This is a genomic window from Pseudomonas phenolilytica (assembly GCF_021432765.1).
GTDB classification, from domain to species: domain Bacteria; phylum Pseudomonadota; class Gammaproteobacteria; order Pseudomonadales; family Pseudomonadaceae; genus Stutzerimonas; species Stutzerimonas phenolilytica.
In genome coordinates this window covers 2583988-2609894 of the sequence record NZ_CP058908.1, presented here as the reverse complement: position 1 = coordinate 2609894, position 25907 = coordinate 2583988, and the positions used below count along the sequence as shown (strand labels likewise).

At 61.4% G+C, this 25907-nt stretch carries 22 protein-coding genes; 1 reads left to right on the top strand and 21 read right to left on the bottom strand.

The annotated features are described in order from the left end of the window. Positions 1 to 68: 68 nt before the first annotated feature. The 21 genes from eno to rpsB form a co-directional block, all read right to left on the bottom strand. The gene (eno, locus tag HU825_RS12565) at positions 69 to 1358 is read right to left on the bottom strand and encodes a phosphopyruvate hydratase (RefSeq protein ID WP_043296501.1); all 1290 of its coding nucleotides are present in this window, start codon (positions 1356 to 1358) and stop codon (positions 69 to 71) included. A gap of 34 nt (positions 1359 to 1392) precedes the next feature. Further along, the gene (gene kdsA / locus HU825_RS12560) at positions 1393 to 2238 is read right to left on the bottom strand and encodes a 3-deoxy-8-phosphooctulonate synthase (protein ID WP_043296503.1); all 846 of its coding nucleotides are present in this window, start codon (positions 2236 to 2238) and stop codon (positions 1393 to 1395) included. Then, on the bottom strand, positions 2235 to 3866 hold the full coding sequence (locus HU825_RS12555) for a CTP synthase (RefSeq protein ID WP_043296505.1): 1632 nt from the start codon (positions 3864 to 3866) through the stop codon (positions 2235 to 2237). Before HU825_RS12555 ends, kdsA begins: the two co-directional genes overlap by 4 nt. A gap of 152 nt (positions 3867 to 4018) precedes the next feature. Then, on the bottom strand, positions 4019 to 5326 hold the full coding sequence (gene tilS / locus HU825_RS12550; protein WP_054095342.1) for a tRNA lysidine(34) synthetase TilS: 1308 nt from the start codon (positions 5324 to 5326) through the stop codon (positions 4019 to 4021). A 101-nt stretch (positions 5327 to 5427) separates the two neighbouring features. Further along, on the bottom strand, positions 5428 to 6378 hold the full coding sequence (locus HU825_RS12545; protein WP_043296507.1) for an acetyl-CoA carboxylase carboxyltransferase subunit alpha: 951 nt from the start codon (positions 6376 to 6378) through the stop codon (positions 5428 to 5430). A gap of 188 nt (positions 6379 to 6566) precedes the next feature. Further along, entirely contained in the window at positions 6567 to 10088 is a 3522-nt protein-coding gene (dnaE, locus tag HU825_RS12540; RefSeq protein ID WP_054095311.1) for a DNA polymerase III subunit alpha, read from the bottom strand. A gap of 100 nt (positions 10089 to 10188) precedes the next feature. Next, the gene (gene rnhB / locus HU825_RS12535; RefSeq protein WP_043296511.1) at positions 10189 to 10830 is read right to left on the bottom strand and encodes a ribonuclease HII; all 642 of its coding nucleotides are present in this window, start codon (positions 10828 to 10830) and stop codon (positions 10189 to 10191) included. Beyond that, complete coding sequence (gene lpxB, locus HU825_RS12530; RefSeq protein WP_054095312.1) at positions 10830 to 11963, bottom strand: lipid-A-disaccharide synthase; 1134 nt, start codon at positions 11961 to 11963, stop codon at positions 10830 to 10832. The genes rnhB and lpxB overlap by 1 nt, the downstream gene beginning before the upstream one ends. Before the next feature lies 1 nt (position 11964). Next, on the bottom strand, positions 11965 to 12741 hold the full coding sequence (gene lpxA, locus HU825_RS12525) for an acyl-ACP--UDP-N-acetylglucosamine O-acyltransferase (RefSeq protein WP_008566889.1): 777 nt from the start codon (positions 12739 to 12741) through the stop codon (positions 11965 to 11967). After that, the gene (fabZ, locus tag HU825_RS12520) at positions 12738 to 13178 is read right to left on the bottom strand and encodes a 3-hydroxyacyl-ACP dehydratase FabZ (protein ID WP_043296514.1); all 441 of its coding nucleotides are present in this window, start codon (positions 13176 to 13178) and stop codon (positions 12738 to 12740) included. Before fabZ ends, lpxA begins: the two co-directional genes overlap by 4 nt. A 101-nt stretch (positions 13179 to 13279) precedes the next feature. Then, positions 13280 to 14341 (bottom strand): UDP-3-O-(3-hydroxymyristoyl)glucosamine N-acyltransferase, encoded by a 1062-nt coding sequence (lpxD, locus tag HU825_RS12515; protein ID WP_156113655.1) that lies wholly within the window; start codon positions 14339 to 14341, stop codon positions 13280 to 13282. After that, positions 14341 to 14844, bottom strand: coding sequence for an OmpH/Skp family outer membrane protein (locus tag HU825_RS12510; RefSeq protein ID WP_003290720.1), 504 nt, complete (start codon positions 14842 to 14844; stop codon positions 14341 to 14343). Before HU825_RS12510 ends, lpxD begins: the two co-directional genes overlap by 1 nt. A 46-nt stretch (positions 14845 to 14890) precedes the next feature. Further along, positions 14891 to 17278, bottom strand: coding sequence for an outer membrane protein assembly factor BamA (bamA, locus tag HU825_RS12505; protein WP_043296517.1), 2388 nt, complete (start codon positions 17276 to 17278; stop codon positions 14891 to 14893). 69 nt (positions 17279 to 17347) lie between these two features. Continuing rightward, positions 17348 to 18700 carry an RIP metalloprotease RseP gene (gene rseP / locus HU825_RS12500; protein WP_234302141.1) on the bottom strand — a complete coding sequence of 451 codons (1353 nt, stop codon included), beginning with the start codon at positions 18698 to 18700 and terminating at the stop codon, positions 17348 to 17350. 13 nt (positions 18701 to 18713) lie between these two features. Beyond that, positions 18714 to 19916 (bottom strand): 1-deoxy-D-xylulose-5-phosphate reductoisomerase, encoded by a 1203-nt coding sequence (gene ispC, locus HU825_RS12495; protein WP_043296522.1) that lies wholly within the window; start codon positions 19914 to 19916, stop codon positions 18714 to 18716. After that, a complete protein-coding gene (locus HU825_RS12490; RefSeq protein WP_043296524.1) occupies positions 19901 to 20716 on the bottom strand; it encodes a phosphatidate cytidylyltransferase in 816 nt (271 codons plus the stop codon). Before HU825_RS12490 ends, ispC begins: the two co-directional genes overlap by 16 nt. Further along, on the bottom strand, positions 20710 to 21471 hold the full coding sequence (gene uppS, locus HU825_RS12485) for a polyprenyl diphosphate synthase (protein WP_043296526.1): 762 nt from the start codon (positions 21469 to 21471) through the stop codon (positions 20710 to 20712). Before uppS ends, HU825_RS12490 begins: the two co-directional genes overlap by 7 nt. Before the next feature lie 135 nt (positions 21472 to 21606). Beyond that, positions 21607 to 22164 (bottom strand): ribosome recycling factor, encoded by a 558-nt coding sequence (gene frr / locus HU825_RS12480; protein WP_043296528.1) that lies wholly within the window; start codon positions 22162 to 22164, stop codon positions 21607 to 21609. Continuing rightward, on the bottom strand, positions 22161 to 22904 hold the full coding sequence (gene pyrH / locus HU825_RS12475; RefSeq protein WP_043296530.1) for a UMP kinase: 744 nt from the start codon (positions 22902 to 22904) through the stop codon (positions 22161 to 22163). The genes frr and pyrH overlap by 4 nt, the downstream gene beginning before the upstream one ends. A 193-nt stretch (positions 22905 to 23097) precedes the next feature. Next, on the bottom strand, positions 23098 to 23961 hold the full coding sequence (gene tsf / locus HU825_RS12470) for a translation elongation factor Ts (protein ID WP_054095316.1): 864 nt from the start codon (positions 23959 to 23961) through the stop codon (positions 23098 to 23100). Positions 23962 to 24085: 124 nt separating this feature from the next. Next, positions 24086 to 24826, bottom strand: coding sequence for a 30S ribosomal protein S2 (gene rpsB / locus HU825_RS12465; RefSeq protein WP_008566876.1), 741 nt, complete (start codon positions 24824 to 24826; stop codon positions 24086 to 24088). A gap of 272 nt (positions 24827 to 25098) precedes the next feature. Between rpsB and map the strand changes: the two genes are divergently transcribed. Then, positions 25099 to 25881: a type I methionyl aminopeptidase gene (map, locus tag HU825_RS12460; RefSeq protein ID WP_234302140.1), complete on the top strand. Its 783-nt coding sequence runs from the start codon at positions 25099 to 25101 to the stop codon at positions 25879 to 25881. The last annotated feature ends 26 nt before the right edge of the window (positions 25882 to 25907 follow it).

Genomic DNA, 25907 nt, shown 5'->3' with positions numbered 1-25907 from the left:
GCGTTGGGCGTCGAGCCGATTGAAACAAAAAAGGGCGACTCGCGCCGCCCTTTTTTAAATGCCGCAACTCAGCCGCGGAATTCGGCACGCCCCTTGTAAGGTGCCTTGCCAGCCAGCTGCTCCTCGATACGCAGCAGCTGGTTGTACTTGGACACCCGGTCGGAACGGCACAGCGAGCCAGTCTTGATCTGGCCGGCTGCGGTACCCACGGCCAGGTCGGCAATGGTGCTGTCTTCGGTTTCGCCGGAGCGGTGCGAGATCACCGCGGTGTAGCCGGCGGCCTTGGCCATCTGAATGGCTTCCAGCGTCTCGGTCAGCGAGCCGATCTGGTTGAACTTGATCAGGATCGAGTTGGCGATGCCCTTGTCGATGCCTTCCTTGAGGATCTTGGTGTTGGTGACGAACAGGTCGTCGCCGACCAGCTGGACCTTCTCGCCGATCTTGTCGGTCAGCGCCTTCCAACCAGCCCAGTCGGACTCGTCCATGCCGTCTTCGATCGAGATGATCGGATAGCGCTGGGTCAGGCCGGCCAGGTAGTCGGCGAAGCCGGCGGCGTCGAATGCCTTGCCTTCGCCGGACAGATCGTACTTGCCATCCTTGAAGAACTCGCTGGATGCGCAGTCCAAGGCCAGGGTCACGTCGCTGCCCAGCTGGTAGCCGGCCTTCGCGACTGCCTCGGCGATGGCCGCCAGTGCGTCTTCGTTGGAGGCCAGGTTCGGTGCAAAGCCACCTTCATCACCCACGGCGGTATTCAGGCCACGGGCCTTCAGCACGGCTTTCAGGTGATGGAAGATTTCCGCGCCCATGCGCAGAGCGTCGGCAAAGGTCTTGGCGCCGACCGGCTGGACCATGAATTCCTGGATGTCGACGTTGTTGTCGGCGTGCTCGCCGCCGTTGATGATGTTCATCATCGGCACCGGCATGGAGTACTGGCCAGGCGTGCCGTTCAGGTCGGCGATATGCGCATACAACGGCACGCCCTTGGCCTGGGCAGCAGCCTTGGCGGCGGCCAGAGACACGGCGAGGATCGCGTTGGCGCCCAGCTTGGCCTTGTTCTCGGTACCGTCCAGTTCGATCATCGCCTGATCCAGCGCCTTCTGGTCGACCGGGTCCTTGCCCAGCAGCAGATCGCGAATCGGCCCGTTGACATTGGCCACTGCGTTCAGCACGCCCTTGCCCAGGTAGCGACTCTTGTCGCCATCGCGCAACTCCAGCGCCTCGCGCGAGCCGGTGGACGCGCCGGACGGTGCACAAGCACTGCCGATGATGCCGTTATCGAGGATCACGTCGGCTTCCACGGTCGGATTGCCGCGGGAGTCGAGGACTTCACGACCCTTGATGTCGATGATCTTTGCCATTGTTATTAACACTCCATAGATAGCTGCAAGGCTTTCAAGCAGTTTCGATTGGCGGAAAACTCTTGACCAGATCATCCAGCTGCTTGAGCTGGGTGAGGAAAGGTTCCAGCTTGTTCAGGCGCAGCGCGCAGGGACCGTCGCACTTGGCATTGTCCGGGTCCGGATGAGCTTCCAGGAACAATCCGGCCAGCCCTTGGGACAACCCTGCCTTGGCCAGGTCGGTAACCTGGGCACGGCGCCCACCGGCCGAATCGGCGCGGCCACCCGGCATCTGCAGCGCATGGGTGACGTCGAAGAACACCGGATACTCGAACGACTTCATAATGCCGAAACCGAGCATGTCGACGACCAGATTGTTGTAGCCGAAGGACGAGCCGCGTTCGCAGAGGATCAGCTGGTCGTTACCGGCTTCCTCGCACTTCTTCAGGATGTGCTTCATTTCCTGCGGGGCGAGGAACTGCGCCTTCTTGATGTTGATCACCGCGCCGGTCTTGGCCATCGCCACCACCAGATCGGTCTGCCGCGAGAGGAAGGCCGGCAGCTGGATGATGTCGCAGACCTCGGCCACCGGAGCGGCCTGGAATGGCTCGTGCACATCGGTGATCACCGGCACGCCGAAGGTCTTCTTCACTTCCTCGAAGATCTTCATGCCCTCGTCCAGGCCCGGGCCGCGGAACGAGGTGATCGAGGAACGGTTGGCCTTGTCGAAGCTGGCCTTGAACACGTAGGGAATGCCGAGCTTCTCGGTGACCCGCACGTACTCCTCGCAGGCCGTCATGGCGAGGTCGCGCGACTCGAGCACGTTGATACCGCCGAACAGCACGAACGGCTTGTCGTTGGCGATCTCGATATTACCGACGCGGATGGTTTTCTGGGTCATGCCTTGCTCGCCTTGTATTCCAGCGCCGCATTGACGAAACCACTGAACAGCGGATGGCCGTCACGCGGGGTGGAGGTAAACTCCGGGTGGAACTGGCAAGCGACGAACCACGGGTGATCCGGCGCCTCGACCACTTCTACCAGCGCGCCGTCGCCGGAGCGGCCGGTAATCTTCAGGCCCGCAGCCTGCAGTTGCGGCAGCAGATTGTTGTTGACTTCGTAGCGATGGCGATGGCGCTCGACGATGCGCTCCTGGCCATAGCATTCGAACACCTTCGAGCCCGGTTCCAGACCGCACTCTTGCGCCCCCAGACGCATGGTGCCGCCGAGGTCGGAGGAGTCGGAGCGCTTTTCCACCGCACCGCTGGCGTCTTCCCATTCGGTGATCAGCCCCACTACCGGGTGATTACTGTTCTTGTCGAACTCGGTGGAATTGGCGTCCGTCCAGCCCAGCACGTCACGCGCGAACTCGATGACCGCCACCTGCATACCGAGGCAAATGCCCAAGTACGGAATCTTGTTCTCGCGGGCATATTTGACCGTGGTGATCTTGCCTTCCACGCCACGCAGACCGAAGCCGCCGGGTACGAGGATGGCATCTACCCCTTCGAGCAAGCCGGTGCCCTGGTTCTCGATGTCTTCGGAGTCGATATAGCGCAGGTTCACTTTGGTACGGCTCTGGATGCCAGCGTGGCTCATGGCCTCGATCAGAGATTTGTAGGCATCGAGAAGTTCCATGTACTTGCCGACCATGGCGATGGTGACTTCGGTCGAAGGATGCAGCTTGGCATCGACCACGCGGTCCCATTCGGAGAGATCGGCGCCGCCACACTTGAGATCGAAGCGCTCGACGACGTAATCATCCAGGCCCTGCGCATGCAGGATGCCCGGAATCTTGTAGATGGTGTCGGCGTCCGGCAGGCTGATCACCGCGCGCTCTTCGACGTTGGTGAACAGCGCGATCTTGCGCCGCGAGGAGACATCGATGGCGCGATCGGAACGGCAAACCAGCACGTCCGGCTGCAGGCCGATGGAGCGCAATTCCTTCACCGAGTGCTGAGTCGGCTTGGTCTTGGTTTCGCCGGCGGTGGCGATATACGGAACCAGCGTCAGGTGCATCAGCATGGCGCGCTTGGCGCCCACTTCCACACGCAGCTGACGGATCGCCTCGAGGAAGGGTTGCGACTCGATGTCACCGACGGTGCCGCCGACTTCCACCAGCGCCACGTCGGCATCGCCAGCGCCCTTGATGATGCGGCGCTTGATCTCGTCGGTGATATGCGGAATGACCTGAATGGTCGCGCCCAGATAATCACCCCGACGCTCGCGGCGCAGTACGTCCTCGTAGACGCGTCCGGTAGTGAAGTTGTTGTTCTGGGTCATGCGCGTGCGGATGAACCGCTCGTAGTGGCCCAGGTCCAGGTCAGTCTCGGCGCCGTCGTGGGTGACGAACACCTCACCGTGCTGGAACGGGCTCATGGTGCCTGGATCGACGTTAATGTAAGGGTCCAGCTTGAGCATCGTGACCTTCAGGCCCCGCGCCTCCAGGATGGCCGCCAATGAAGCCGAAGCGATGCCTTTCCCCAAAGAAGAAACAACACCACCCGTGACGAAGATGTAGCGCGTCATGAAAAACCCTAGAAGTCTGCGTTAAGCGGCCAGCGCCGCCGGGGGAAAGCGAAGATGCCATTGCGCACCGGGCGGCAATAGCGCAACTACCACGGATTCGAAGAAACCGCAGAAGCTGTATTGAGACGGGAGCGTAGTCTACTGGAAAGCACCTACCAGCTCAAACCTGCGTCGTCCGGCGGCGGCTGCCAGTCGAACGCCAGCGGCCGCGCGCGCAGACCGGGCAGATTCGCCACGCCGACCAGTTGGCCATCAACGTAGAGCAATGGCAGGCGCGCTCTGACGAACCGCGGCACACCCACCTCATTGAGCAAGCGCTTGAGGTCGCGGCTACCCCGCCCCGGCACCTGCAGCACTTCACCACCCTGCCGGTAGCGCACCTCGTAACGCGCCGGCGCGGCGACACCCGCGATCCGCACCGAGCCGTTGTCAGGCAGTTGCAGCGATTGATTGGGATCATGCCAGAAGACCGGACCGACCACCGGGCGCAACCAGCATCCCGACAGCCACCACAGGCGATCGCCACAGCGGTGCAGTTCGCCAGCGGCCAATCGCCACACGGGCGTCGCATCCACGGCAGCGCTGCACAGCGACTCCCAGCCCTGCCAATGTTCGCTGTCAGGCAAGGCGGTGAACGACGCCAGCCAGTGTCGCAATGCATTGCGCTGCCGGGCGGGACTGAGCGACAGCATGGGCCCAAGCATAAGGCTCGGCACCGGCAGCCAAGCGTAAGCGGCGGGCGGCGCCATCATCGCAAGATCCATCTCCGCCAGCTCGTCCAGCAACCTCTGCGCCTCGGTCATGTGCGCGGCTGTGCGCGCCAGCGTCGTTACGCTCTGCGGCCAGCGTTGCGCAAGCAGTGGCATCACCTGATGACGCAGATAATTACGTGAGAAATCTAGGCTGTCATTGCTGGGATCCTCGACCCAGGCAAGTCCCAGGCGCCGAGCATGAGCCTCCAGCTCGCCCCTGCTTACATCAAGCAGCGGCCGCATCAGCCAACCGCGACCGAGCCGGCGCCTGGCAGGCATGGCAGCCAGCCCGCGCACACCGGCACCGCGCAGCAGGCGGAACAGCAACGTTTCGGCCTGATCGTCGCGATGCTGGGCCGTCAGCAGCACCTCGCCTTCTTCGAGGCGCATTTCGATGGCGGTGTAGCGTGCCTGCCGCGCCGCCTGCTCCAGGCTGCGCCCCGCCTCGACCTGCACGCGCACCACCTCGAGCGGAATCCCAAGCGCCGTGCAAACGCGCCGGCAGTGCTCAGGCCAGGCATCCGCCGCGGACTGCAAACCGTGATGAACATGGATCGCCCGCAACGGGGGAAGCGCTTCGCGCCGCGCAAGGTCGGCCAAGAGCTGCAGCAGCACCGTGGAGTCGAGCCCGCCGGAGAACGCCACGCACCAACGCGGCGCATGACGGGCGCAACTCAACGCAGACGACAAACGGGCTTCAAGAGACATATCGATCACGGCGCAAATTCACAGAGCGCAATGCCCCAAATGAAAACGGACAGGGCACATCAGTGCACCTGTCCGTTGGTATCGCCTGGATGACGGCGCAATCAGGCGATGCCGTAGCTCATCAGACGCTCGTAACGACGCGCCAACAGCTTGTCGGTGTCCAGCGACTTGAGCATATCGAGCTGCTTGATCAGCTCTTGGCTCATCGAGGCCGCCATCGCCGCCGGATTGCGATGTGCGCCGCCGAGTGGCTCGGGAATCACCTTGTCGACGATGCCCAGGTCCTTCAGACGCTCAGCGGTCACACCCATCGCCTCGGCCGCCTCCGGTGCCTTCTCGGCGGTGCGCCAGAGAATCGAGGCGCAGCCTTCCGGCGAGATGACCGCGTAGGTGGAATATTGCAGCATGTTCAGCTGGTCGCAGACGCCAATGGCCAACGCACCGCCGGAACCGCCCTCGCCAATTACCGTGGCGATGATCGGCGTCTTCAGGCGCGCCATCACACGCAGATTCCAGGCAATAGCCTCACTCTGGTTGCGCTCCTCGGCGTCGATGCCCGGATAGGCGCCTGGAGTGTCGATGAAGGTCAGGATCGGCAGCTTGAAGCGCTCGGCCATTTCCATCAGGCGGCAAGCCTTGCGATAGCCTTCTGGACGCGGCATGCCGAAATTGCGGCGCACCTTTTCGCGCACTTCACGACCCTTCTGGTGACCGATCACCATTACCGGCTGACCGTTCAGGCGAGCCGTGCCACCAACGATGGCCGCGTCATCGGAGAAATGACGATCTCCGTGCAGCTCTTCGAACTCGGTAAACAAATGATTGATGTAATCCAGCGTGTAAGGACGCTGCGGGTGGCGGGCCAGGCGGGCAATCTGCCAGCTGGTCAGATTGCCGAAAATGCTTTCGGTGAGCGATTCGCTCTTGTCCTGCAGGCGGGCAATCTCGTCGCCGATGTTCAGCGAGTTATCGTTGCCGACCAGGCGCAACTCTTCGATCTTGGCTTGCAGGTCGGCAATCGGCTGTTCGAAATCGAGAAAATTCGGGTTCATAGGCATCCGTCATGCGTCGACGGCCAGGCGGCCGGGAGGCTGTTCCGTTTTTTGCGCCATACCTTACGGGAGCGGCGCTTCGAGGTCGAACAAAAATTGTTCGGAACCATGACCCGATCGAGACCGGGCCGTTCTGGCACTACGCGAGCAGTGCCAAGAGGATCAGGGTGCTCGGCAGCGACCACCCGTCATCGGTATTGCAGGAAGACGTTGTCGCGTCCGAACTGGTCACGCAACGCCTGAATCAAGTTGTCTGCCGGATCGATACGCCAGTTCTCGCCGAACTGCAGCAGCGCACGCGCATCGGCCCCGGTGTACTCGAGCGTGATTGGACAGGCACCACGATGCCGCCCGAATACATCGGCAAGCCAGCGCATCCGATCGCCTTTGAGCGCCTCGCTGGCAACCTTGACCCGCAGGCTTTCGGCCAACCCGGTACGCGCCTCCTCCAGACTCATCACCCGCTTGGCCCGCAGGCGCAGGCCTCCAGAGAAATCGTCGTTGCTGACTTCGCCTTCAACCACCACTAACGCATCCGTCTGCAGCAGCGCCTGAGCGGTGTTGAAGGCTTCAGCGAACAGCGATGCCTCGATACGTCCGGAGCGGTCATCAAGAGTGATGAACCCCATCTTGTCGCCTTTCTTGTTCTTCATCACCCGCAGGTTGACGATCAGCCCGGCGACGGTCTGGGTGTCACGCGCCGGCCGCAGGTCGACGATGCGCTGCCGGGCGAAGCGCCGCACCTCGCCCTCGTACTCGTCGATGGGATGGCCGGTGAGATACAGCCCGAGGGTATCTTTCTCCCCCTTCAAACGCTCCTTGAGCGACAGTTCACGCGCCTTGCGGTGATTGGCGTAGACATCCGCCTCGGGTTCGGCGAACAGCCCGCCGAACAGGTCCATGTGGCCGCTTTCTTCGCTGCGTGCCGTCTGCTCGGCGGCCTGCACCGCCTCTTCCATCGCCGCCAGCAGCACCGCGCGATTACGGTCGATGTTGGCTTGATAGGCCTTGGCTTCCTCATGGAAGTACGGCCCGAGGCGATCCAGCGCACCGGAACGGATCAGCGCTTCCAGCGTGCGTTTGTTGATGCGTTTCAGGTCCACGCGACTGCAGAAATCGAACAGATCCTTGAATGGTCCGCCTGCGGCGCGGCACTCGGCGATCGCTTCGACCGGGCCTTCGCCGACGCCCTTGACCGCGCCCAAGCCGTAGACGATGCGGCCATCGTCGTTGACGGTGAACTTGAACTCGGAGACGTTCACATCGGGCGGATCGATGCGCAGCTTCATGCTGCGGCATTCCTCGATGAGGATCACCACCTTGTCGGTGTTGTGCATATCCGCCGAGAGCACTGCGGCCATGAACGGCGAGGGGTAATGCGCCTTGAGCCAGGCGGTCTGGTACGAGACCAGGCCGTAGGCGGCCGAGTGCGACTTGTTGAAACCGTAGCCGGCAAATTTCTCCACCAGATCGAAGATGTTGCCCGCCAGCTCCCCATCGATACCGTTATTGGCGCAGCCCTCGATAAAGCCGCCGCGCTGCTTGGCCATTTCTTCCGGCTTCTTCTTGCCCATGGCGCGACGCAGCATGTCTGCGCCGCCAAGGGTATAGCCGGCCATGACCTGGGCGATCTGCATCACCTGTTCCTGATACAGGATGATGCCGTAGGTGGGCTTGAGCACTGGCTCCAGGCCCGCGTACTGGTAGTCCGGGTGCGGATAGGAAACTTCGGCACGACCGTGCTTGCGGTTGATGAAATCGTCCACCATGCCCGACTGCAGCGGGCCGGGGCGGAACAGTGCCACCAGTGCGATGAGGTCTTCCAGACAGTCGGGCTTGAGCTTCTTGATCAGCTCCTTCATGCCGCGCGATTCGAGCTGGAACACGGCCGTGGTCTCGGCCTTCTGCAGCAGCTGGTAGGTCGGCTTGTCGTCCAGCGGGATGAAGTCGATATTGACCGGTTCCAGCCCCTTCTTAGTCTGCTCGCGGTTGATGGTTTCCAGCGCCCACTTGATGATGGTCAGGGTGCGCAGGCCGAGGAAGTCGAACTTGACCAGGCCGGCCTGCTCGACATCGTCCTTGTCGAACTGGGTCACCAGGCCGCCACCCTCCTCGTCACAGGCGATCGGCGCGAAATCCGTGAGTTTGGTCGGAGCGATGACCACACCGCCAGCGTGCTTACCGGTGCCGCGGGTGATGCCTTCGAGCTTGAGCGCCATGTCCCAGATTTCCCGGGCGTCCTCGTCGACGGCAAGGAAATCGCGCAGCGGCTCCTCCATCTCGTAGGCCTTTTCCAGGGTCATACCGACTTCGAAGGGAATCATCTTCGACAAGCGATCGGCCAGACCATAGGACTTGCCCTGCACCCGCGCGACGTCGCGCACCACTGCCTTGGCCGCCATCGAGCCGAAGGTGATGATCTGGCTCACGGCGTTGCGCCCATAGGCCTCGGCCACGTAGTCGATCACACGGTCGCGGCCATCCATGCAGAAGTCGACGTCGAAGTCGGGCATCGAAATCCGCTCGGGGTTGAGGAAGCGCTCGAACAGCAGATCGTAGGCCAGCGGGTCGAGGTCGGTGATCTTCAGCACGTAGGCAACCAGCGAGCCAGCGCCCGAACCCCGGCCAGGCCCCACCGGCACGCCGTTGTTCTTCGCCCACTTGATGAAGTCCATTACGATCAGGAAGTACCCTGGGAAGCCCATCTGGATGATGGTGCCCAATTCGAACTCGAGGCGGTCGATGTACACCTGCTTCTTCGCCGCGTAATCGGGCGTGTCCTTGGGCAGCAGGACTTCCAGACGCTCTTCCAGCCCCTCGTAAGAGACCTGGCGCAAGTAGTCATCAATGGTCATCCCGGCGGGCACCGGGAAGTTGGGCAGGAAGTAGGTGCCCAGCTGGACTTCGATGTTGCAGCGCTTGGCAATTTCGACGGTGTTTTCCAGTGCCTCCGGCAGATCGGCGAACAGCTCGGCCATCTCCTCCGGGGTCTTCAGATACTGCTGGTCGGAATAGTTGCGCGGGCGACGCGGGTCATCGAGGGTGCGCCCCTCGCCGATGCAGACTCGCGTCTCATGGGCCTCGAAATCTTCCTGCCGGAGAAAGCGCACGTCATTGGTCGCCACCAGCGGCGCACCGCAGCGCCCGGCGAGCGCCACCGCGGCATGGAGATACTCCTCGTCGTTGACCCGGCTGGTGCGCTGCACTTCCAGGTAGAAGCGCTCGGCAAACACCTCGCTCCATTCCTTCAGCAACGCCTCGGCCAGCCCTTCGTCACCATTGAGCAGGGCCTGGCCGATCTCCCCCTCCTTGGCTCCTGACAGTGCGATCAAACCTTCCGCCGCTTGCTTGACCCAGTCGCGCTCGATGACGACCAGGTCATTGCGCTGGCCTTCGGTCCAGCCACGGGAAACCAGCTCGGTGAGGTTGCGATACCCCTTGGCGTCCATCACCAGCAACGTCAACCGACTCAGCGGACCATCCTCCTCACGGCTGGCCAGCCAGATGTCGGCGCCGCAGATGGGCTTGATCCCGGCGCCCTGCGCCGCCTTGTAGAACTTGACCAGCGAACACATGTTGCTTTGATCCGTCACCGCCACGGCCGGCATGCCGGTGCCGGCGACCGCCTTGGTCAGTGGCTTGACGCGCACCAGACCGTCGACCAGCGAAAACTCGGTATGCAGACGAAGATGGACGAACGAAACAGACATGAACGAATCCCGGAAGCGACGGTGACAAGCCGACGATTGTAACGGAAAGCCGGTCAACGGGCCGCGGAATGGCGCCAGAAGGCGCTGTGACAGCTGGCGATCAGCTGACCAGTTCGCCAACCGCCGCGGCGGTGCATGTGAGTGCGGCTCGCTCAAGCAGCACGCGCACCGGCGCGAAGGAGCGCCGATGGATGGGCGTCGGCCCTAGACTTTCCAACGCCTGGAGATGCGCCGGAGTCGGGTACCCCTTGTGACCGGCCAGCCCGTAGCCCGGGTAAACCAGATCCAGGGCCTGCATTTCCCGGTCGCGGCTGACCTTGGCGAGAATCGAGGCGGCAGCGATCGCCGGCACGCTGGCATCGCCCTGCACCACCGCCGCGCTGGGCACCGACAGAACCGGGCAGCGGTTGCCATCGATCAGCGCCAGTCGCGGCAACACACTGAGCCCTTCTACCGCTCGCTGCATTGCCAACATGGTGGCGTGCAGAATGTTCAGTCGATCGATCTCTTCCACCTCGGCGCGAGCGATGCACCATGCCAGCGCCTTTTCCTGAATCTCGTCGAACAGCACCTCACGCCGGGCTTCGCTGAGTTTCTTCGAATCATTGAGCCCCTGAATCGGTCGCAATGGATCGAGGATCACCGCCGCGGTGACCACCGGGCCACACAGCGGGCCGCGCCCGACCTCGTCGACGCCAGCCACCAGCTCCTGCACCAGATCGAAGTCGAGTCCTAACTGCATCAGCCTTGCCCGATCAGGCCAAGCACCGCGTCGGCCGCCTGGCTGGAGGCCTCGCAGCGCAGGGTGCGGTGGATCCGGTCGAAGTCCTCGGTCTGCACATCGCCGTTGTCGAGCAGCGGTGACAGAGCTTGGGCCAGCGCCTCGGGGGTCGCCGCTTCCTGCAGCAGCTCAGGCACCAACAGGCGCTGCGCCAGCAGATTAGGCAAGGCCACGTAAGGGCTTTTCACCAGCCGCTTGAGAATACGGAAAGTCAACGGTGCCACACTGTAGGCGACAACCATAGGGCGCTTGAACAGCAAGGCCTCCAGCGTTGCCGTGCCCGACGCGATCAGCACAGCGTTGCACGCTGCCAGCGCTTCGTGAGAACGCCCATCCACCAGGGTCAGCGGCAGGTCACGCCCGGCCAGCATGGCCTCCAGCTGCGTACGACGTTCAGGGCTGGCACAGGGCAGCACAAAACGCACCCCCGGACGCACCGCACGCAGGCGCTCGGCCGCAGCCAGGAACAGCTCGCCGAGACGTGCCACTTCGCCGCCCCGACTTCCCGGCAACAAGGCAACAACCATTCCCTGCGCAGGCAGACCCAGCGCCTGACGCGCCGGTTCACGCTCGGTGTGCAGCGGAATCGTGTCGGCCAGCGGATGTCCAACGAAGCGCACCGGAACCCGGTGCTCCTCATAGAACTTTGCCTCGAACGGAAACAACGTCAGCATGAGGTCGCAGGCATCGCGAATCTTGAAGACCCGCTTCTGCCGCCAGGCCCACACCGAGGGACTGACGTAGTGAACGGTGCGAATACCCGCACGACGAAGCTTGAGCTCGAGATCCAGATTGAAGTCCGGTGCATCGATACCGATGAACACATCCGGTCGCGCCTCAAGCAGGTCACGCAATAGCCGCCGGCGTCGCGCCAGCAACTCGGGAAGTCGCCCCAGCACCTCCACTAGCCCCATCACTGCCAGACGCTCGAGCGGAAAGTACGACGTCAGGCCTTCGGCTTCCATTCGAGCGCCACCGACGCCAATGAACTGCACATCAGGATGACGCGCCTTGAGCGCCTGCATCAATCCGGCGCCGAGAATGTCACCGGACGACTCACCGGCAACCAGCGCAACCTTCAGCGGCACGCGCATATCAGCGGGTAATACCGCGGGTCGAGGCCTGGATGGAGTCACGAAACATCGCCACCTCCGCAAACGTCTTGGCGTCCTCCGCCAGCTCCGCCAGCGCCGCCTCGACAGTCAACCCCTTGCGGTAAACCACCTTGTAGGCACAGCGCAGCGCATGAATGGCCTCATCGCTGAAGCCGCGCCGGCGCATGCCCTCGAAGTTCATGCTGCGCGCCTCGGCAGGGTTGCCGAACACGGTGACGAACGCCGGCACGTCCTTACCGATGGCGGTTCCCATGCCGGAAAAGCTGTGCGCGCCGATATGGCAGAACTGATGCACCAACGTGTAGCCGGAAAGGATCGCCCAGTCGCCAACGTGGACATGGCCCGCCAGTGCCGTGTTGTTGACCAGAATACAGTGGTTGCCGATCACGCTGTCGTGGCCGATATGCGCGTAGGCCATGATCAGGTTGTGATCGCCGAGCGTCGTCTCGGAACGATCCTGTACGGTACCGCGATGGATCGTCACGCCTTCACGAATCACATTGTGATCGCCGATCACCAGCCGTGTCGGCTCGCCCTTGTACTTGAGATCCGGCGTATCCTCGCCGACGGAGGAAAACTGGAAGATCCGGTTATGCCGGCCGATCACGGTCGGCCCCTTGATGACCACGTGCGACGCGATCACCGTTCCCTCACCAATTTCGACATTCGGCCCGATGATTGACCACGGTCCGACCTGGACGTCATCCGCCAGTCTGGCCGTGGGATCGACGATGGCACGAGGGTCGATCAAAGTCATAGTTCGCGTTCCGCACAGATGATTTCGGCCGAGCAAACCGCCTTGCCATCGACGCTGGCCTGGCACTCGAACTTCCAGATGCCGCGTTTAACACTGAGGAACTTCGCCTCGAGGACCAGCTGGTCGCCCGGCAGCACCGGCTGGCGAAAGCGCAGCTTGTCGGAACCGACGAAGTAGTACAAGGTCCCATCCGAAGGCGTCGCGCCCATCATCTTGAAGCCCAGCAGACCGGCGGCCTGCGCCATCGCCTCGATGATCAGAACGCCCGGCATGATCGGATGCTGCGGGAAATGGCCATTGAAGAACGGCTCGTTGATGGTCACGTTCTTGTATGCGCGAATGCGCTTGGCGTCCGTATCCAGCTCGACCACACGGTCTACCAGCAGGAACGGGTAGCGGTGAGGCAGGTATTCGCGAATCTCGTTGATATCCATCATGTCAGCAAAAAGCCCGTAAATGAGTATGGGAGCCGCCATCGCCCGCGCCGCCGGCGCAGGCAGGCACTACCCTTGAAAAAGACGGCGATCGGGGAGATAGCTCAGGCATCAGAAGCCGTATCCCCATCCGGGGTCACGGCGGCGAGGCGCTTTTCCAACTGTTGCAGGCGACGCGCCATATCATCGAGGTGGCGAATACGCGCCGCGCTCTTGCGCCATTCGGCTGCCGTTTGCATCGCCGTACCGGACGAATAGCTGCCCGGTTCGGTGATCGAACGCGTCACCATCGTCATACCGGTCACGAAGACGTTATCGCAGACTTCGATGTGTCCAACCATGCCGACACCGCCCGCGATCATGCAGTTACGGCCAATCTTGGTGCTGCCGGAGATACCCGCGCAGCCCGCCATAGCGGTGTTGTCTCCGATCTGCACGTTGTGCGCGATCATGATCTGGTTATCCAGCTTGACGCCGTTGCCGATCAGCGTATCGGATAACGCTCCGCGATCGATGGTGGTATTGGAGCCAATCTCAACATCATCGCCGATGGTAACGCCGCCAATCTGAGCGATCTTTTGCCACACGCCCTTTGCGTTGGCGAAGCCGAAGCCCTCGCCGCCGATCACCGCGCCGGACTGAATAACCACCCGCTTGCCGATTCTGACATCGTGGTACAGCGTGACACGCGGCGCCAACCGCCCACCCTCGTCGATGCGGCAGCGTGCACCGATGTAGCACTGGGCGCCGATTACCACATCAGGGCCGATCCAGGCGCCCGCCTCGATTACCGCATAGGCACCGATGCAGGCCGAAGGATCGACCTGAGCGTCCGCTGCAATGATCGCGCTCGGATGAATGCCGGCCGCAACCGCCGGTCGCGTCTCGAACAGATGCGAGGCTCGGGCGTAGGCCAGATAGGGGTTCTCGATAACTAATGCGGCGCCGCTATAGCCGGCGGCATCCTCCGGCGTTAGCAGCACCGCGCCGGCACAGGTATCTTCAAGGAACTTGCGATACTGGGCATTGGCCAGAAAGGTGAGATGCTGCGGTCCCGCGTCCTGCAGCGTGGCCAGACCGTGGATCGGCAGAGCCGCATCGCCACTCAGCGTGGCTCCCAACAGCTCGGCCAGCTGGCCGAGCGTATACACGATAGAAGACATGATCAGCGCAGCTGGTTCATACGCTCGATGACCTGGCGGGTGATGTCGAACTGGGGTTTGACATCGACCACCGCGCCACGCTCGAACACCAGATCGTAATTACCCTTCTTGATGACCTCTTCCACGGCCTGATCAAGCTTCGGCTTGAGCTGCTTGAGCATGTCCCGATCAGCAACCGCCTTGGCCTCGTTCAGCTCCTTCGACTGGAACTGGAAGTCGCGAGCCTTCTGCTTGAACTCCAGCTCCAGACGCTCGCGCTCCGCCTGCTGCATCTTGTCGCCATCCTTGACCAGACGATCCTGGATGCGTTTGGCATCGCTCTCCAAGGTCTTGAGCTTGTTCAGCTGGGGGCCAAACTTCTTCTCGGCATCCACTGCGTAACGCTTGGCCGCATCGGATTCGAGCAAAGCCATCTGATAGTTCATCACCGCGATCTTCATCTCGGCGAAGGCCGGAGTCGCAACCAGAGCCGCGACGACGAGGAACAACTGAGTCAACTTACGCACGGTATACACCACTCCTGAAAAGACACTGAAGCGCAGCGCTGCAGTATTAGAATGTTTGCCCAAGCGAGAACTGGAAGACTTGGGTATCGGCATCGTCCGGCTTCATCACCGGCATCGCCAGGCTGAAGCTCAGCGGCCCCATCGCCGTGATCCAGGTCAGACCGACGCCCACCGAGCTGGCCATATCGCCGAAGTCGATGTCGCTGCAATCTTCCGAGCCAGAAGGACAGTTGGTATCGAAGACGTTACCGACGTCCCAGAACACGGAAGTGCGAAGCGAGCGCTGATCCTTGACGAACGGCATCGGGAACAGCACCTCCAGACCGCCCTGGACGAGCACGTTGCCGCCGAAGGGCAATGGATCCTGATCATCGGTGCAGCGCCCCGAGGAGTCACAGGAGCCTTCCGGCAGCAGGTTCCCAGAAGAATCATACGCTCGGCTTGGCGTACTGCGTGGTCCAAGACTGCTGTCCTCGAAGCCGCGCACGGAGTTGAAACCGCCTGCGTAGTAGTGCTCATAGAACGGCAGCCGCGAGGTCGAGCCGTAGGCGTCACCGTAACCCAGACGGGTGTGCATGCGCAGCGTGTAATCCTTGCTCATCGGAACGAACAGCTGGCCGTTGTAGTCGAGCTTGTAGAACGACAGATCGCTGCCCGGTAGCGTCGTTTCGAAGACCAGGCTCTGCGAGTGACCGCGCGTGGCGAGAACGCCGCGATTGAGCGTCGATTCCGACCAGCCTATCGAACCCTTGAAATTGAGGAAGCTATCGCCCTCTTCGTCCATGAAGTCGTAGATTTCATCGACCGTGTAACGACCGGTGTCCAGATCGTCCTGCTGCACCGACAAACCGAACGACAGGCGCGCCGTTTCACTGATCGGGTAGCCGATATTCACACCGCCACCCAAGCTATCGACGGAATAGCTGGAAACGTCGTAATCCAGCTCATCGTAGTCAGTGGTGCGATAAAACGCATTATAGCCCAGGCTGACACCGTCTTCGGTCCAGTAGGGATCGACGAAACCAAAGTTGTAGCGCGACTGGTATTCACTGCGCGTCAGACCGAGTGACACACGGTTACCAGTGCCCAGGAAGTTGTTTTGGCTGATCGAACCACCCAGGATCAGGCCGGCGTTCTGAGCGAAACCAACACTGGCCATGATCGAGCCGGACGGCTGTTCTTCGACGCTGTAGTTGACGTCGATCTGGTCCTCGGTGCCCGGCACCTGCGGAGTCTCGACGTTAACCTCCTTGAAGAAACCAAGACGCTCCAGACGGGTCTTGGACTGATCGATCAGATAGGTCGAGGCCCAGCCACCCTCCATCTGGCGCATTTCACGCCGCAGCACTTCGTCCTCGGTCTTGGTATTGCCTCGGAAGTTGACGCGATTGACATAGGCACGATTACCCGGATCGACCACGAAGGTGATCGAAACGGTATTGTCTTCGTCATGTGCCTGCGGCACGCCGTTGACGTTGGCGAACGTGTAGCCCTCGTTGCCCAGACGACGAGTGATCAGCTCGGACGTAGTGGTCATTACCTTGCGTGAGAAGACCTGCCCTTCCTTGGCCAGCAGCAGTGCCTCTACCTCCTGCTGGGGCACCTTGAGGTCACCGCTGAGTTTGACTTCTCGCACGGTATAACGCTCGCCTTCGGCGATGTTGACCGTGACGTAGACATCCTTCTTGTCGGGGGTGATGGATACCTGGGTAGAAGTGATATCCATGTTGATGTAGCCGCGATCCAGGTAATAGGAGCGCAGCCGTTCGAGGTCGCCGGAGAGCTTTTCGCGGGCGTACTTGTCATCGTTGCGGAAGAAGGACAACCAGTTGGTGGTCTTCAGCTCGAACAGGTCGATCAGGTCCTCTTCAGGAAAAACCGTATTACCTACGACGTTGATGTGCTTGATGGCGGCGACCGAGCCTTCATTGATCTTGATCTTGAGGGCCACGCGATTGCGTGGTTGCGCAACCACCTCGGTTTCGATGGTAGCCGAGTAGCGGCCTTGCGCGACGTACTGACGCTGCAGCTCGTTGCGTACTCCCTCGAGGGTGGCGCGCTGGAAGATCTCGCCCTCGGCAAGACCCGACTGCTGCAGTCCGGCTAGCAGGTCCTCCGTTTTGATTGCCTTGTTGCCTTCGATTTCGATGGCCGAAATCGATGGTCGCTCGACCACGCTGACTACCAGCACGTTACCTTCGCGACCGAGCTGGATGTCTTGAAAGAAGCCAGTCTTGAATAACGCGCGGGTGGCCTCGACCAGGCGTCCGTCATCGGCGGCATCGCCTACATTCAGCGGCAGCGCGCCGAATACGCTACCGGCGGAAACCCGCTGCAAACCGTTGACCCGGATATCGGAGATGGTAAAGGACTCAGCGTGAACTTCGGCGATCATCAACGCGGAAATTACCGCAGGTAGCAGCAGACGTTTCATGAAGTCCTTTCTTATTCAAACCTGAAAAAATGAACTCGCGATTGGTGCAACGACATTCAGAAGCCCGCGTCACAGACGGCCGATATCGTTGACCAGCGCCAGCAGCATCACTCCGACGACCAGTGTGATACCGATCTGCATCCCCCACCCCTGGACTCGATCCGACAAAGGCCGGCCTCGAACCCACTCGACCAAATAGAAGAGCAGATGGCCCCCGTCGAGTACCGGGATAGGCAGAAGATTGAGAACCCCCAGACTAATGCTCAAATAGGCGAGGAAATTCAGGAAATCCCCCAGACCCGACTGGGCAGAAGCGCCCGCCACTTTAGCAATGGTTATCGGGCCGCTCAAGTTTTTTACCGACAGCTCTCCGAGCAGCATTTTCTTCAGCGAATCGAGCGTCAGAAGGCTCATTGCCCAGGTTCGCCTGCCCCCTTCGGCCAATGCCTCGAGCGGGCCGAAGCTAACCTCGCGCAGCATCTCGGCGGGCCACTCGCCCGCAGCGACACCCGCACCGAGATAACCCCGAGCAGCCGCCCCCTCGCCGCGGACGCCGAGCGTCAATGTGATTTCCTCTTGTCGGCCTTCCCGCTCAACAATCAAGCGAACCGGTTGACCTGGCAGGCTCCCGACCCGGTCGATAACCTGCTGCCAGTCTCCCAGCGACTGGTCATTCAGGCTCAGCAGACGATCGCCAAGAGCGACGCCGGCCGCTTGTGCCGGCCCCTCGGGGTCAAGCTGCGCGATTACAGGGACCACCTGAGGACGCCACGGACGAATACCGAGCGCACCGATCGGGTCCGGCTCCTCGACACCCTTCAGCCACTCATGCAGCACAATCCGGCGGTGCTGCTCCTGCGAAGCGCCCAGCTCGCGCACCGTCAGGTCCAGCTGGCCGCTTTCACCGAGACGCCGAACCAGCTGCAGATTGACCTCTCCCCAGCCCGCCACCCGCTTGCCATTGACGGCCAGGATTTCCTCGTCTGCCGCCAGCCCCGCCTGTTCGGCAAGGCTGCCTGCCTCTACCGCGCCGATGACGGGCCTCACCTGCTCACTGCCGAGCATTGCCAGCAGCCAGAAGAACACCAGAGCGAGTAGAAAATTGGCCAGAGGTCCGGCCGAAACGATAGCGAAGCGCTGACGCACGGACTTGCGATTGAACGCACCACCGAGCAATGCCTCCGGCAGCTCGGCCTCTCGCTCGTCGAGCATCTTGACGTAGCCGCCCAAGGGAATCGCGGCAATCACGAACTCAGTGCCGTGACGATCCGACCAGCACAGTAGCGGCTTACCGAAGCCGACCGAAAAGCGCAGGACCTTGACGCCGCAGCGCCGCGCTACCCAGAAATGCCCGAACTCGTGAAACGTAACCAGCACACCCAGGGCGACCAGAGTGCCGACAATCATGTAAAGCGTGCCCATCGAATCCTCCAGGCTAACGCCCGTGACGATCGAGCCAGGATCCGGCGAGAGCCCGAGCCTGCCGATCTGCTGTCAGTACGTCCTCAAGGCAGCGAGCCGGAACCGATGCCTCGCGATCCAGCACATCACCGATGATACCCGCGATTTCAGTGAAACGAATTCGCCGATCGAGAAACGCGTCGACAGCCACTTCGTTGGCCGCATTGAGCATCGCCGGACTGGTACCGCCCGCCTCCGCGGCGTGTCGGGCGAGGCGTAGACAAGGAAAGCGCTGTTCATCCGGAGCTTGAAACTCGAGCCTACCGATGCGCAGCAAATCGAGCGCGGATACGCCAGAATCCATACGCTCGGGCCAGGCCAGCGCATGGGCGATGGGCGTACGCATATCGGGATTACCCAACTGCGCGAGCACCGAGCCGTCGACATAGTCGACCATCGAATGAATCACGCTTTGCGGGTGCACTACCACTTCGACTTGATCAGGGCGGGCATCGAACAGCCAGCACGCCTCGATCAGTTCGAGCCCTTTATTCATCATACTGGCGGAGTCGACCGATATCTTGCGTCCCATGGACCAGTTCGGATGCGCACATGCCTGCTCGGGCGTGACACTGGCGAGAGCCGCTGCCGGTAGTTCGCGAAAAGGACCGCCGGATGCGGTTAGCAGAATCCGTCGCACACCGACCTCAGCCATACCCCGCGCATAATCGCGCGGCAGGCACTGAAAGATCGCGTTGTGCTCGCTGTCGATAGGCAACAGCACCGCTCCACTGTCACGCAGCGCCTGCATGAACAGACCGCCGGACATCACCAGCGCTTCCTTATTGGCAAGCAGGACGCGCTTGCCAGCCTGTACGGCAGACAGGGTGGGACGCAGGCCGGCGGCGCCAACAATCGCAGCCATCACCACATCCGTCTCCGGATGAGCCGCCACCTCGCACAGCCCGCCTTCACCCACCAAAACCCGCGTGGACACGCCATCGCGCGCCAGTTCCGACTGCAGGACACGCGCCTGCGCCTCCTCCGCCACCACCGCGTAGCGTGGCTGATGCAACAAGCACAGCTTGTGCAAATCAGCCATCCGTGTGAATGCCGTCAGGGCAAAGATCTGGTAACGCTCCGGATGGCGCGCCACCACATCGAGCGTGCTGAGTCCGATAGAGCCGGTAGCGCCCAGCACCGTAACGAGCAGCGGTCGCGTCACCTTGCACCCCATCCTGCCAGCCAAAGCAGCACTGCGAACAGGGGAATGGCCGCGGTGAGGCTATCGATGCGATCCATCACCCCGCCATGGCCCGGCAGGAGCTGACTGCTGTCCTTGATTCCGGCGCTACGCTTGAACATGCTTTCGGTCAGGTCACCAATCACCGAAACACTCACCACCAACGCCGCCCCAAGCAGGGCCAGCACCAACTCGCGTGCGCTCCAGTCACGATTGAGTCCGATTGCCAGCGTGATGGCCAGACTGGCCAGCAGGCCGCCGATGAGGCCTTCCCAGCTCTTACCCGGACTAACCGCGGGCGCCAGCTTCCGCCGACCGAATGCCTTGCCGGAAAAGTACGCACCGATATCCGCCGCCCAGACCAGAACCATCACCGCGATAATCAGCCAGTTGCCGGACGGCCATTGCTTGAGTATCAGGAGTGCCTGCCAGGCCGGCAGCAGAATCAGCAAACCGATCAGCAGACTGCCTGGCGCTCCACCCCAGAAACGTCGGCTCCGCGGATAGCCGATCACCAGCGCGGTCGCCGCGCCCCACCAGAGCACCGCCGCAACCAACAACCAGGGCGCCAGCGCTGGAAGCTGATAAAGCATCGCCAGCAGCAGTACGACCAGAACAGCGTAAGCCACGCGTGCCGGCTGTGCATTGAAACCCGCGAGATGCGCCCACTCCCAGGCGGCCAGTGTCACGACCAGCCCAATGAATAGTGCGAAGGCGATGCCATCGAGATAGAAAAAACCCACGATGGCAACGGGCAGCAATAGCGCCGCCGTGATGATCCGCTGCTTCAGCATTCGGCTCTAACCTCGTTTTCTACTTGTTCGCCGGTCTTGCCGAAACGGCGTTGACGCGAGGCGAAATCGACCAGGGCGCGACGCATCGCCTGATGCTTGAAGTCAGGCCAGAACAGATCGGAGAAATAGAGCTCCGCGTAAGCCAGCTGCCACAGCAGGAAATTACTGATGCGTCGCTCGCCGCCGGTGCGGATGCACAAGTCAGGTGGCGGCAGATCGCCCGTGGCGAGGTAGCCCTGAAACAGCGCAGGCGTAATCTCATCCGGATTCAAGCGACCGGCCTGAGCCTCGGCCGCCAGATGACGCGTGGCCTGGAGAATGTCCCATTGCCCGCCATAGTTGGCCGCGACCTGCAGGATGAAACGATGGTTGTGCGCGGTAATCGCTTCGGCCTCGAGCATCGCCGCCTGCAATTCGGGGTGGAATCGCGAGCGGTCGCCGATAATCCGCAGGCGGATACCATTGTCGTTCAGCTTGCGCGCTTCTCGGCGCAGCGCTCTGAGAAACAGCTCCATCAGCGCACCGACCTCGTCGGCGGGACGCTGCCAGTTCTCGCTGGAGAAAGCGAACAGGGTCAGCACCTCCACGCCGGACTCGGCACACACCTCGATGACCGCGCGCACCGCGTCGACACCCGCCTTGTGCCCAGCCACACCCGGCAACAAGCGCCTCTTTGCCCAGCGGTTATTGCCATCCATGATGATCGCCACGTGACGGGGAATATTCCGCCCAGCGATCTGCCTGACCTTTTCCATCAAACAACTCTACTTGCGCTGAAACACGCTTCGAACGATGAGAGGCGCAGCAAAAGCCGGCCAAATGCATCGATTGGACTGCCGCGTCCGGCAGCGGTTTCGTCCATTGTGCCGGCTAGAGATCGAGGATGGCGATTAGACCGCCATCAGATCGGCTTCCTTGCTTTCCAGCGCCTTGTCGATCTCTGCAACGAACTTGTCGGTGAGCTTCTGGACATCATCCTGCCCGCGGCGCTCGTCGTCTTCGCTGATTTCCTTCTCTTTCACCAGCTCCTTGAGCTGCGCCAGAGCATCCCGGCGAATGTTGCGCACGGCGACGCGGGCATTCTCCGCTTCGGCGCGAGCCTGCTTAGTGAAGCCCTTGCGGGTCTCTTCGGTAAGCGCCGGCATCGGTACGCGAATGGTGGTACCAGCGGTTGCCGGGTTAAGCCCGAGATCGGAGGTCATGATCGCCTTCTCGACCGCCTGGATCATGCTCTTGTCGAACACGGTCAGAGCAAGCGTACGCGAATCCTCGGCGATCACGTTGGCAACCTGGCGCAGCGGCGTATCGGCGCCGTAGTAGGACACCATGACACTGTCGAGAATGCTTGGGTGCGCTCGGCCGGTACGAATCTTGGAAAACGCGTTATCCAGCGATTCCAGAGTCTTCTTCATGCGCTCCTGCGCGTCTTGCTTGATCTCGTTGATCATTCGTTCGATTCCTCGATCAGGGTTCCTTCGGCGCCACCGAGCACAATGTTCAGCAGGGCCCCAGGCTTGTTCATATTGAAGACGCGCAGCGGCATGTTGTGGTCGCGGCACAGGCAGATGGCTGTGAGGTCCATGACACCCAGCTTGCGGTCAAGCACGTCATCATAGGTCAATTGCGCAAATTTCTCGGCGTTTGGATCCTTGAATGGATCGGCTGTATAGACGCCGTCCACCTTGGTCGCCTTCAGCACGACATCCGCCTGGATCTCGATGGCGCGCAGGCAGGCTGCCGAATCGGTGGTAAAGAACGGATTGCCGGTGCCAGCCGAGAAAATCACGACCTCGCCAGACTTGAGATGGCGCATCGCCTTGCGCCGGTCGTAATGATCGGTCACACCAACCATGGAAATCGCAGACATCACCAATGCCGGGATATTCGAACGCTCCAGCGCATCACGCATCGCCAGCGCGTTCATAACCGTTGCCAGCATGCCCATGTGGTCGCCAGTGACGCGATCCATGCCCGCAGCGGAAAGCGCGGCACCGCGGAACAGGTTGCCCCCACCGATGACCAGGCCGACCTCCACACCGATGCCGACCAGCTGGCCGACTTCCAGCGCCATACGATCCAGCACCTTGGGATCGATGCCGAAGTCTTCGGACCCCATCAGGGCCTCGCCGCTCAGTTTGAGCAAAATGCGCTTGTAGCGAGGATTGCGTGAACTCATCTGCTGAGCCATTGGCATGTGTCTCCTGCGGCGTTCAAATGACTAGATTGATTGGCCAGACAAAAAATATCTGCGCTAGGACACTGCGTGAGCAGTTTGGTGCCCGGCGGCGAGCATAAAGCGTAAATACAATTTGTGCGCTTCTCTGAAAAAGAGGCCGCGCGCGTAAGCGGGCAGCCTCTTCGGGGACAGCGGAACCGAGGTATTACTGCTTGCTGGCTGCGACCTGAGCGGCCACTTCCGCAGCGAAGTCGACTTCAGCCTTCTCGATGCCTTCACCCACTTCGTAGCGAACGAAGGAAACGATCTGTGCGCCGGCTTTCTTGGCCAGATCGCCGACCTTGACTTCCGGATCCTTGACGAAAGGCTGCTCAACCAGGCTGGCTTCAGCCAGGAACTTGTTGATACGGCCCTTGATCATGTTCTCGACGATGTTCTCCGGCTTGCCGGCGATCTTATCGGCGTTGAGCTGCAGGAAGATTTCCTTCTCCTTGGCGATCAGCTCCTCGGAAACGTCCGCCGGGCTCAGAACAGCCGGATTGCTGGCCGCCACATGCATGGCGATGTCCTTGGCCAACTCAGCGTCGCCGCCCTTCAGAGTGACCAGCACACCGATACGATGGCCGTGCAGGTAAGCTCCCACCACTTCGCCTTCGACCGCAGTCAGACGACGAATGTTGACGTTCTCGCCACACTTGGCAACCAGCGCCTCGCGAGCGGATTCGCGCGAAGCGATCAGCGGAGCGGCTTCAGTCAGCTTCTGCTCGAAAGCTTCGTCCAGGCTGTCCTTGACGAACGCTTTGAAGTCGTCCTGCAGGGCCAGGAAGTCGGTCTGCGAGTTGACTTCGATGATCAGGCCACGACCGCCTTCAACGCGAACAGCGATGGCGCCTTCGGCCGCGATGTTGCCGGACTTCTTGGCCGCCTTGATGGCGCCGGAAGCGCGCATGTCGTCGATGGCCTTCTCGATGTCACCGCCAGCAGCGACCAGCGCCTTCTTGCATTCCATCATGCCCTGGCCGGTGCGCTCGCGCAGTTCTTTGACCATCGCCGCAGTGATTTCTGCCATGTTCGGAATCCTCTCGATTGGTTTCTAACCATTCGCCCGACAGCGCGGACGATCAATTCGGAAGTGGCAAAAAGGGGGCCTAGCCCCCTTTTTGTCCATCGGGTGTCACGCTAGAGCGTCACTCTCAGCCTTGAGCGGCTTCGGAAGCGACTTCCTCGACGAACTCATCGGCACCGGCACCAGCATTCTGGCGACCGCGCAGGACAGCGTCAGCCATCGAGCCCAGATAGAGTTGCACGGCGCGGATGGCGTCATCATTACCGGGGATAATGTAGTCAACGCCTTCCGGACTGCTGTTGGTATCGACGATGCCGATGACCGGAATGCCCAGCTTGTTGGCTTCGGAGATGGCGATGCGCTCGTGGTCGACGTCAATGACGAACATCGCATCCGGCAAACCGCCCATGTCCTTGATACCGCCCAGGCTGCGCTCGAGCTTCTCGAGGTCGCGGGTGCGCATCAGGGCTTCTTTCTTGGTCAGCTTGTCGAAGGTGCCGTCCTGGGACTGGACTTCCAGCTCACGCAGACGCTTGATCGAGGCGCGGATGGTCTTGTAGTTGGTCAGCATGCCGCCCAGCCAACGATGATCGACATACGGCGAGCCACAACGAGCGGCTTCTTCGCGGACGATCTTGCCGGCGGAACGCTTGGTACCGACGAACAGAATCTTGTTCTTGCCAGCTGCCAGTTTCTCAACGAAACGCAGAGCGTCGTTGAACATCGGCAGGGTCTTTTCCAAGTTGATGATGTGGATCTTGTTACGCGCGCCGAAAATGTACTTGTCCATTTTCGGGTTCCAGTAACGGGTCTGGTGGCCGAAGTGCACACCGGCCTTCAGCATATCGCGCATGGTGACTTGAGACATGATACGTCCTCGAATAAGTCGGGTTAGGCCTCCACGCGTCCCGATATCCAACTCTTTCGAGCACCCAGGATACCGTGTCGACGCGTGTGTGGGTTCAAGCGCAACGGGGAGGTCCCCGCTGAGCGGCGCGTTTTATAGCATAGAAAACCTGCGCGGGCTACAAGCGAACGCTGGATGCGCGGCTCGGGCCAGCGACGGCGAGCGCCCAGCTTCAGGCTTGCTGCCTCAAGCTGCTACCATACCGCCCTTTCCTTTCGTGCCCGAGAGTTCCCATGACAGTCACCATCAAGACGCCCGAAGACATCGAGAAAATGCGTATCGCCGGCCGGCTCGCCGCCGAGGTGCTGGAAATGATCGAAGAGCATGTCAAGGCCGGCGTCACCACCGATGAACTGGATCGCCTCTGCCACGACTACATCGTCAACGTGCAACAGGCGATTCCGGCGCCGCTCAACTACAAGGGCTTCCCCAAATCGATCTGCACGTCGCTCAATCATGTCGTCTGCCACGGAATTCCAAACGACAAGCCGTTGAAGGATGGCGACATCCTCAATATCGATATCACCGTGATCAAGGACGGCTACCACGGCGACACCAGCCGGATGTTCATCGTCGGCCAAGTGCCGGAATGGGCGCAGCGGCTGTGCAAGGTGACTCAGGAGTGCCTATATATAGGCATCGAAATGGTCCGTCCCGGTGTTCGCCTGGGCGACATTGGCGAGGCGATCCAGAAACACGCCGAAAAGAACGGCTTCTCCGTCGTGCGCGAGTACTGCGGCCATGGCATCGGCAAGGTCTTCCACGAGGAGCCTCAGGTGCTGCACTACGGCCGCGCCGGCACAGGCATGGAACTCAAGGAAGGCATGACCTTCACCATCGAGCCGATGATCAACCAGGGCCGCGCCGAAACACGCCTGCTCGGTGACGGCTGGACCGCGATTACCAAGGATCGCAAGCTGTCCGCACAGTGGGAGCACACCATCTTGGTCACCGCCAGCGGCTACGAGATCTTTACCCTGCGCCGGGACGACACCATCGCGCGCACCTCGGCCTGAACTTTCCATTTCTAACGGCATCGGGG

What these genes read in the sequence shown, in the direction of transcription:
- eno (WP_043296501.1), bottom strand. Translation starts at nt 1,358, where the DNA reads ATGGCAAAGATCATCGACATCAAGGGTCGTGAAGTCCTCGACTCCCGC.
- kdsA (WP_043296503.1), bottom strand. Translation starts at nt 2,238, where the DNA reads ATGACCCAGAAAACCATCCGCGTCGGTAATATCGAGATCGCCAACGAC.
- HU825_RS12555 (WP_043296505.1), bottom strand. Translation starts at nt 3,866, where the DNA reads ATGACGCGCTACATCTTCGTCACGGGTGGTGTTGTTTCTTCTTTGGGG.
- tilS (WP_054095342.1), bottom strand. Translation starts at nt 5,326, where the DNA reads ATGTCTCTTGAAGCCCGTTTGTCGTCTGCGTTGAGTTGCGCCCGTCAT.
- HU825_RS12545 (WP_043296507.1), bottom strand. Translation starts at nt 6,378, where the DNA reads ATGAACCCGAATTTTCTCGATTTCGAACAGCCGATTGCCGACCTGCAA.
- dnaE (WP_054095311.1), bottom strand. Translation starts at nt 10,088, where the DNA reads ATGTCTGTTTCGTTCGTCCATCTTCGTCTGCATACCGAGTTTTCGCTG.
- rnhB (WP_043296511.1), bottom strand. Translation starts at nt 10,830, where the DNA reads ATGCAGTTAGGACTCGACTTCGATCTGGTGCAGGAGCTGGTGGCTGGC.
- lpxB (WP_054095312.1), bottom strand. Translation starts at nt 11,963, where the DNA reads ATGCGCGTGCCGCTGAAGGTTGCGCTGGTTGCCGGTGAGTCGTCCGGT.
- lpxA (WP_008566889.1), bottom strand. Translation starts at nt 12,741, where the DNA reads ATGACTTTGATCGACCCTCGTGCCATCGTCGATCCCACGGCCAGACTG.
- fabZ (WP_043296514.1), bottom strand. Translation starts at nt 13,178, where the DNA reads ATGATGGATATCAACGAGATTCGCGAATACCTGCCTCACCGCTACCCG.
- bamA (WP_043296517.1), bottom strand. Translation starts at nt 17,278, where the DNA reads ATGAAACGTCTGCTGCTACCTGCGGTAATTTCCGCGTTGATGATCGCC.
- rseP (WP_234302141.1), bottom strand. Translation starts at nt 18,700, where the DNA reads ATGGGCACGCTTTACATGATTGTCGGCACTCTGGTCGCCCTGGGTGTG.
- ispC (WP_043296522.1), bottom strand. Translation starts at nt 19,916, where the DNA reads ATGGGGTGCAAGGTGACGCGACCGCTGCTCGTTACGGTGCTGGGCGCT.
- HU825_RS12490 (WP_043296524.1), bottom strand. Translation starts at nt 20,716, where the DNA reads ATGCTGAAGCAGCGGATCATCACGGCGGCGCTATTGCTGCCCGTTGCC.
- uppS (WP_043296526.1), bottom strand. Translation starts at nt 21,471, where the DNA reads ATGGAAAAGGTCAGGCAGATCGCTGGGCGGAATATTCCCCGTCACGTG.
- frr (WP_043296528.1), bottom strand. Translation starts at nt 22,164, where the DNA reads ATGATCAACGAGATCAAGCAAGACGCGCAGGAGCGCATGAAGAAGACT.
- pyrH (WP_043296530.1), bottom strand. Translation starts at nt 22,904, where the DNA reads ATGGCTCAGCAGATGAGTTCACGCAATCCTCGCTACAAGCGCATTTTG.
- tsf (WP_054095316.1), bottom strand. Translation starts at nt 23,961, where the DNA reads ATGGCAGAAATCACTGCGGCGATGGTCAAAGAACTGCGCGAGCGCACC.
- rpsB (WP_008566876.1), bottom strand. Translation starts at nt 24,826, where the DNA reads ATGTCTCAAGTCACCATGCGCGATATGCTGAAGGCCGGTGTGCACTTC.
- map (WP_234302140.1), top strand. Translation starts at nt 25,099, where the DNA reads ATGACAGTCACCATCAAGACGCCCGAAGACATCGAGAAAATGCGTATC.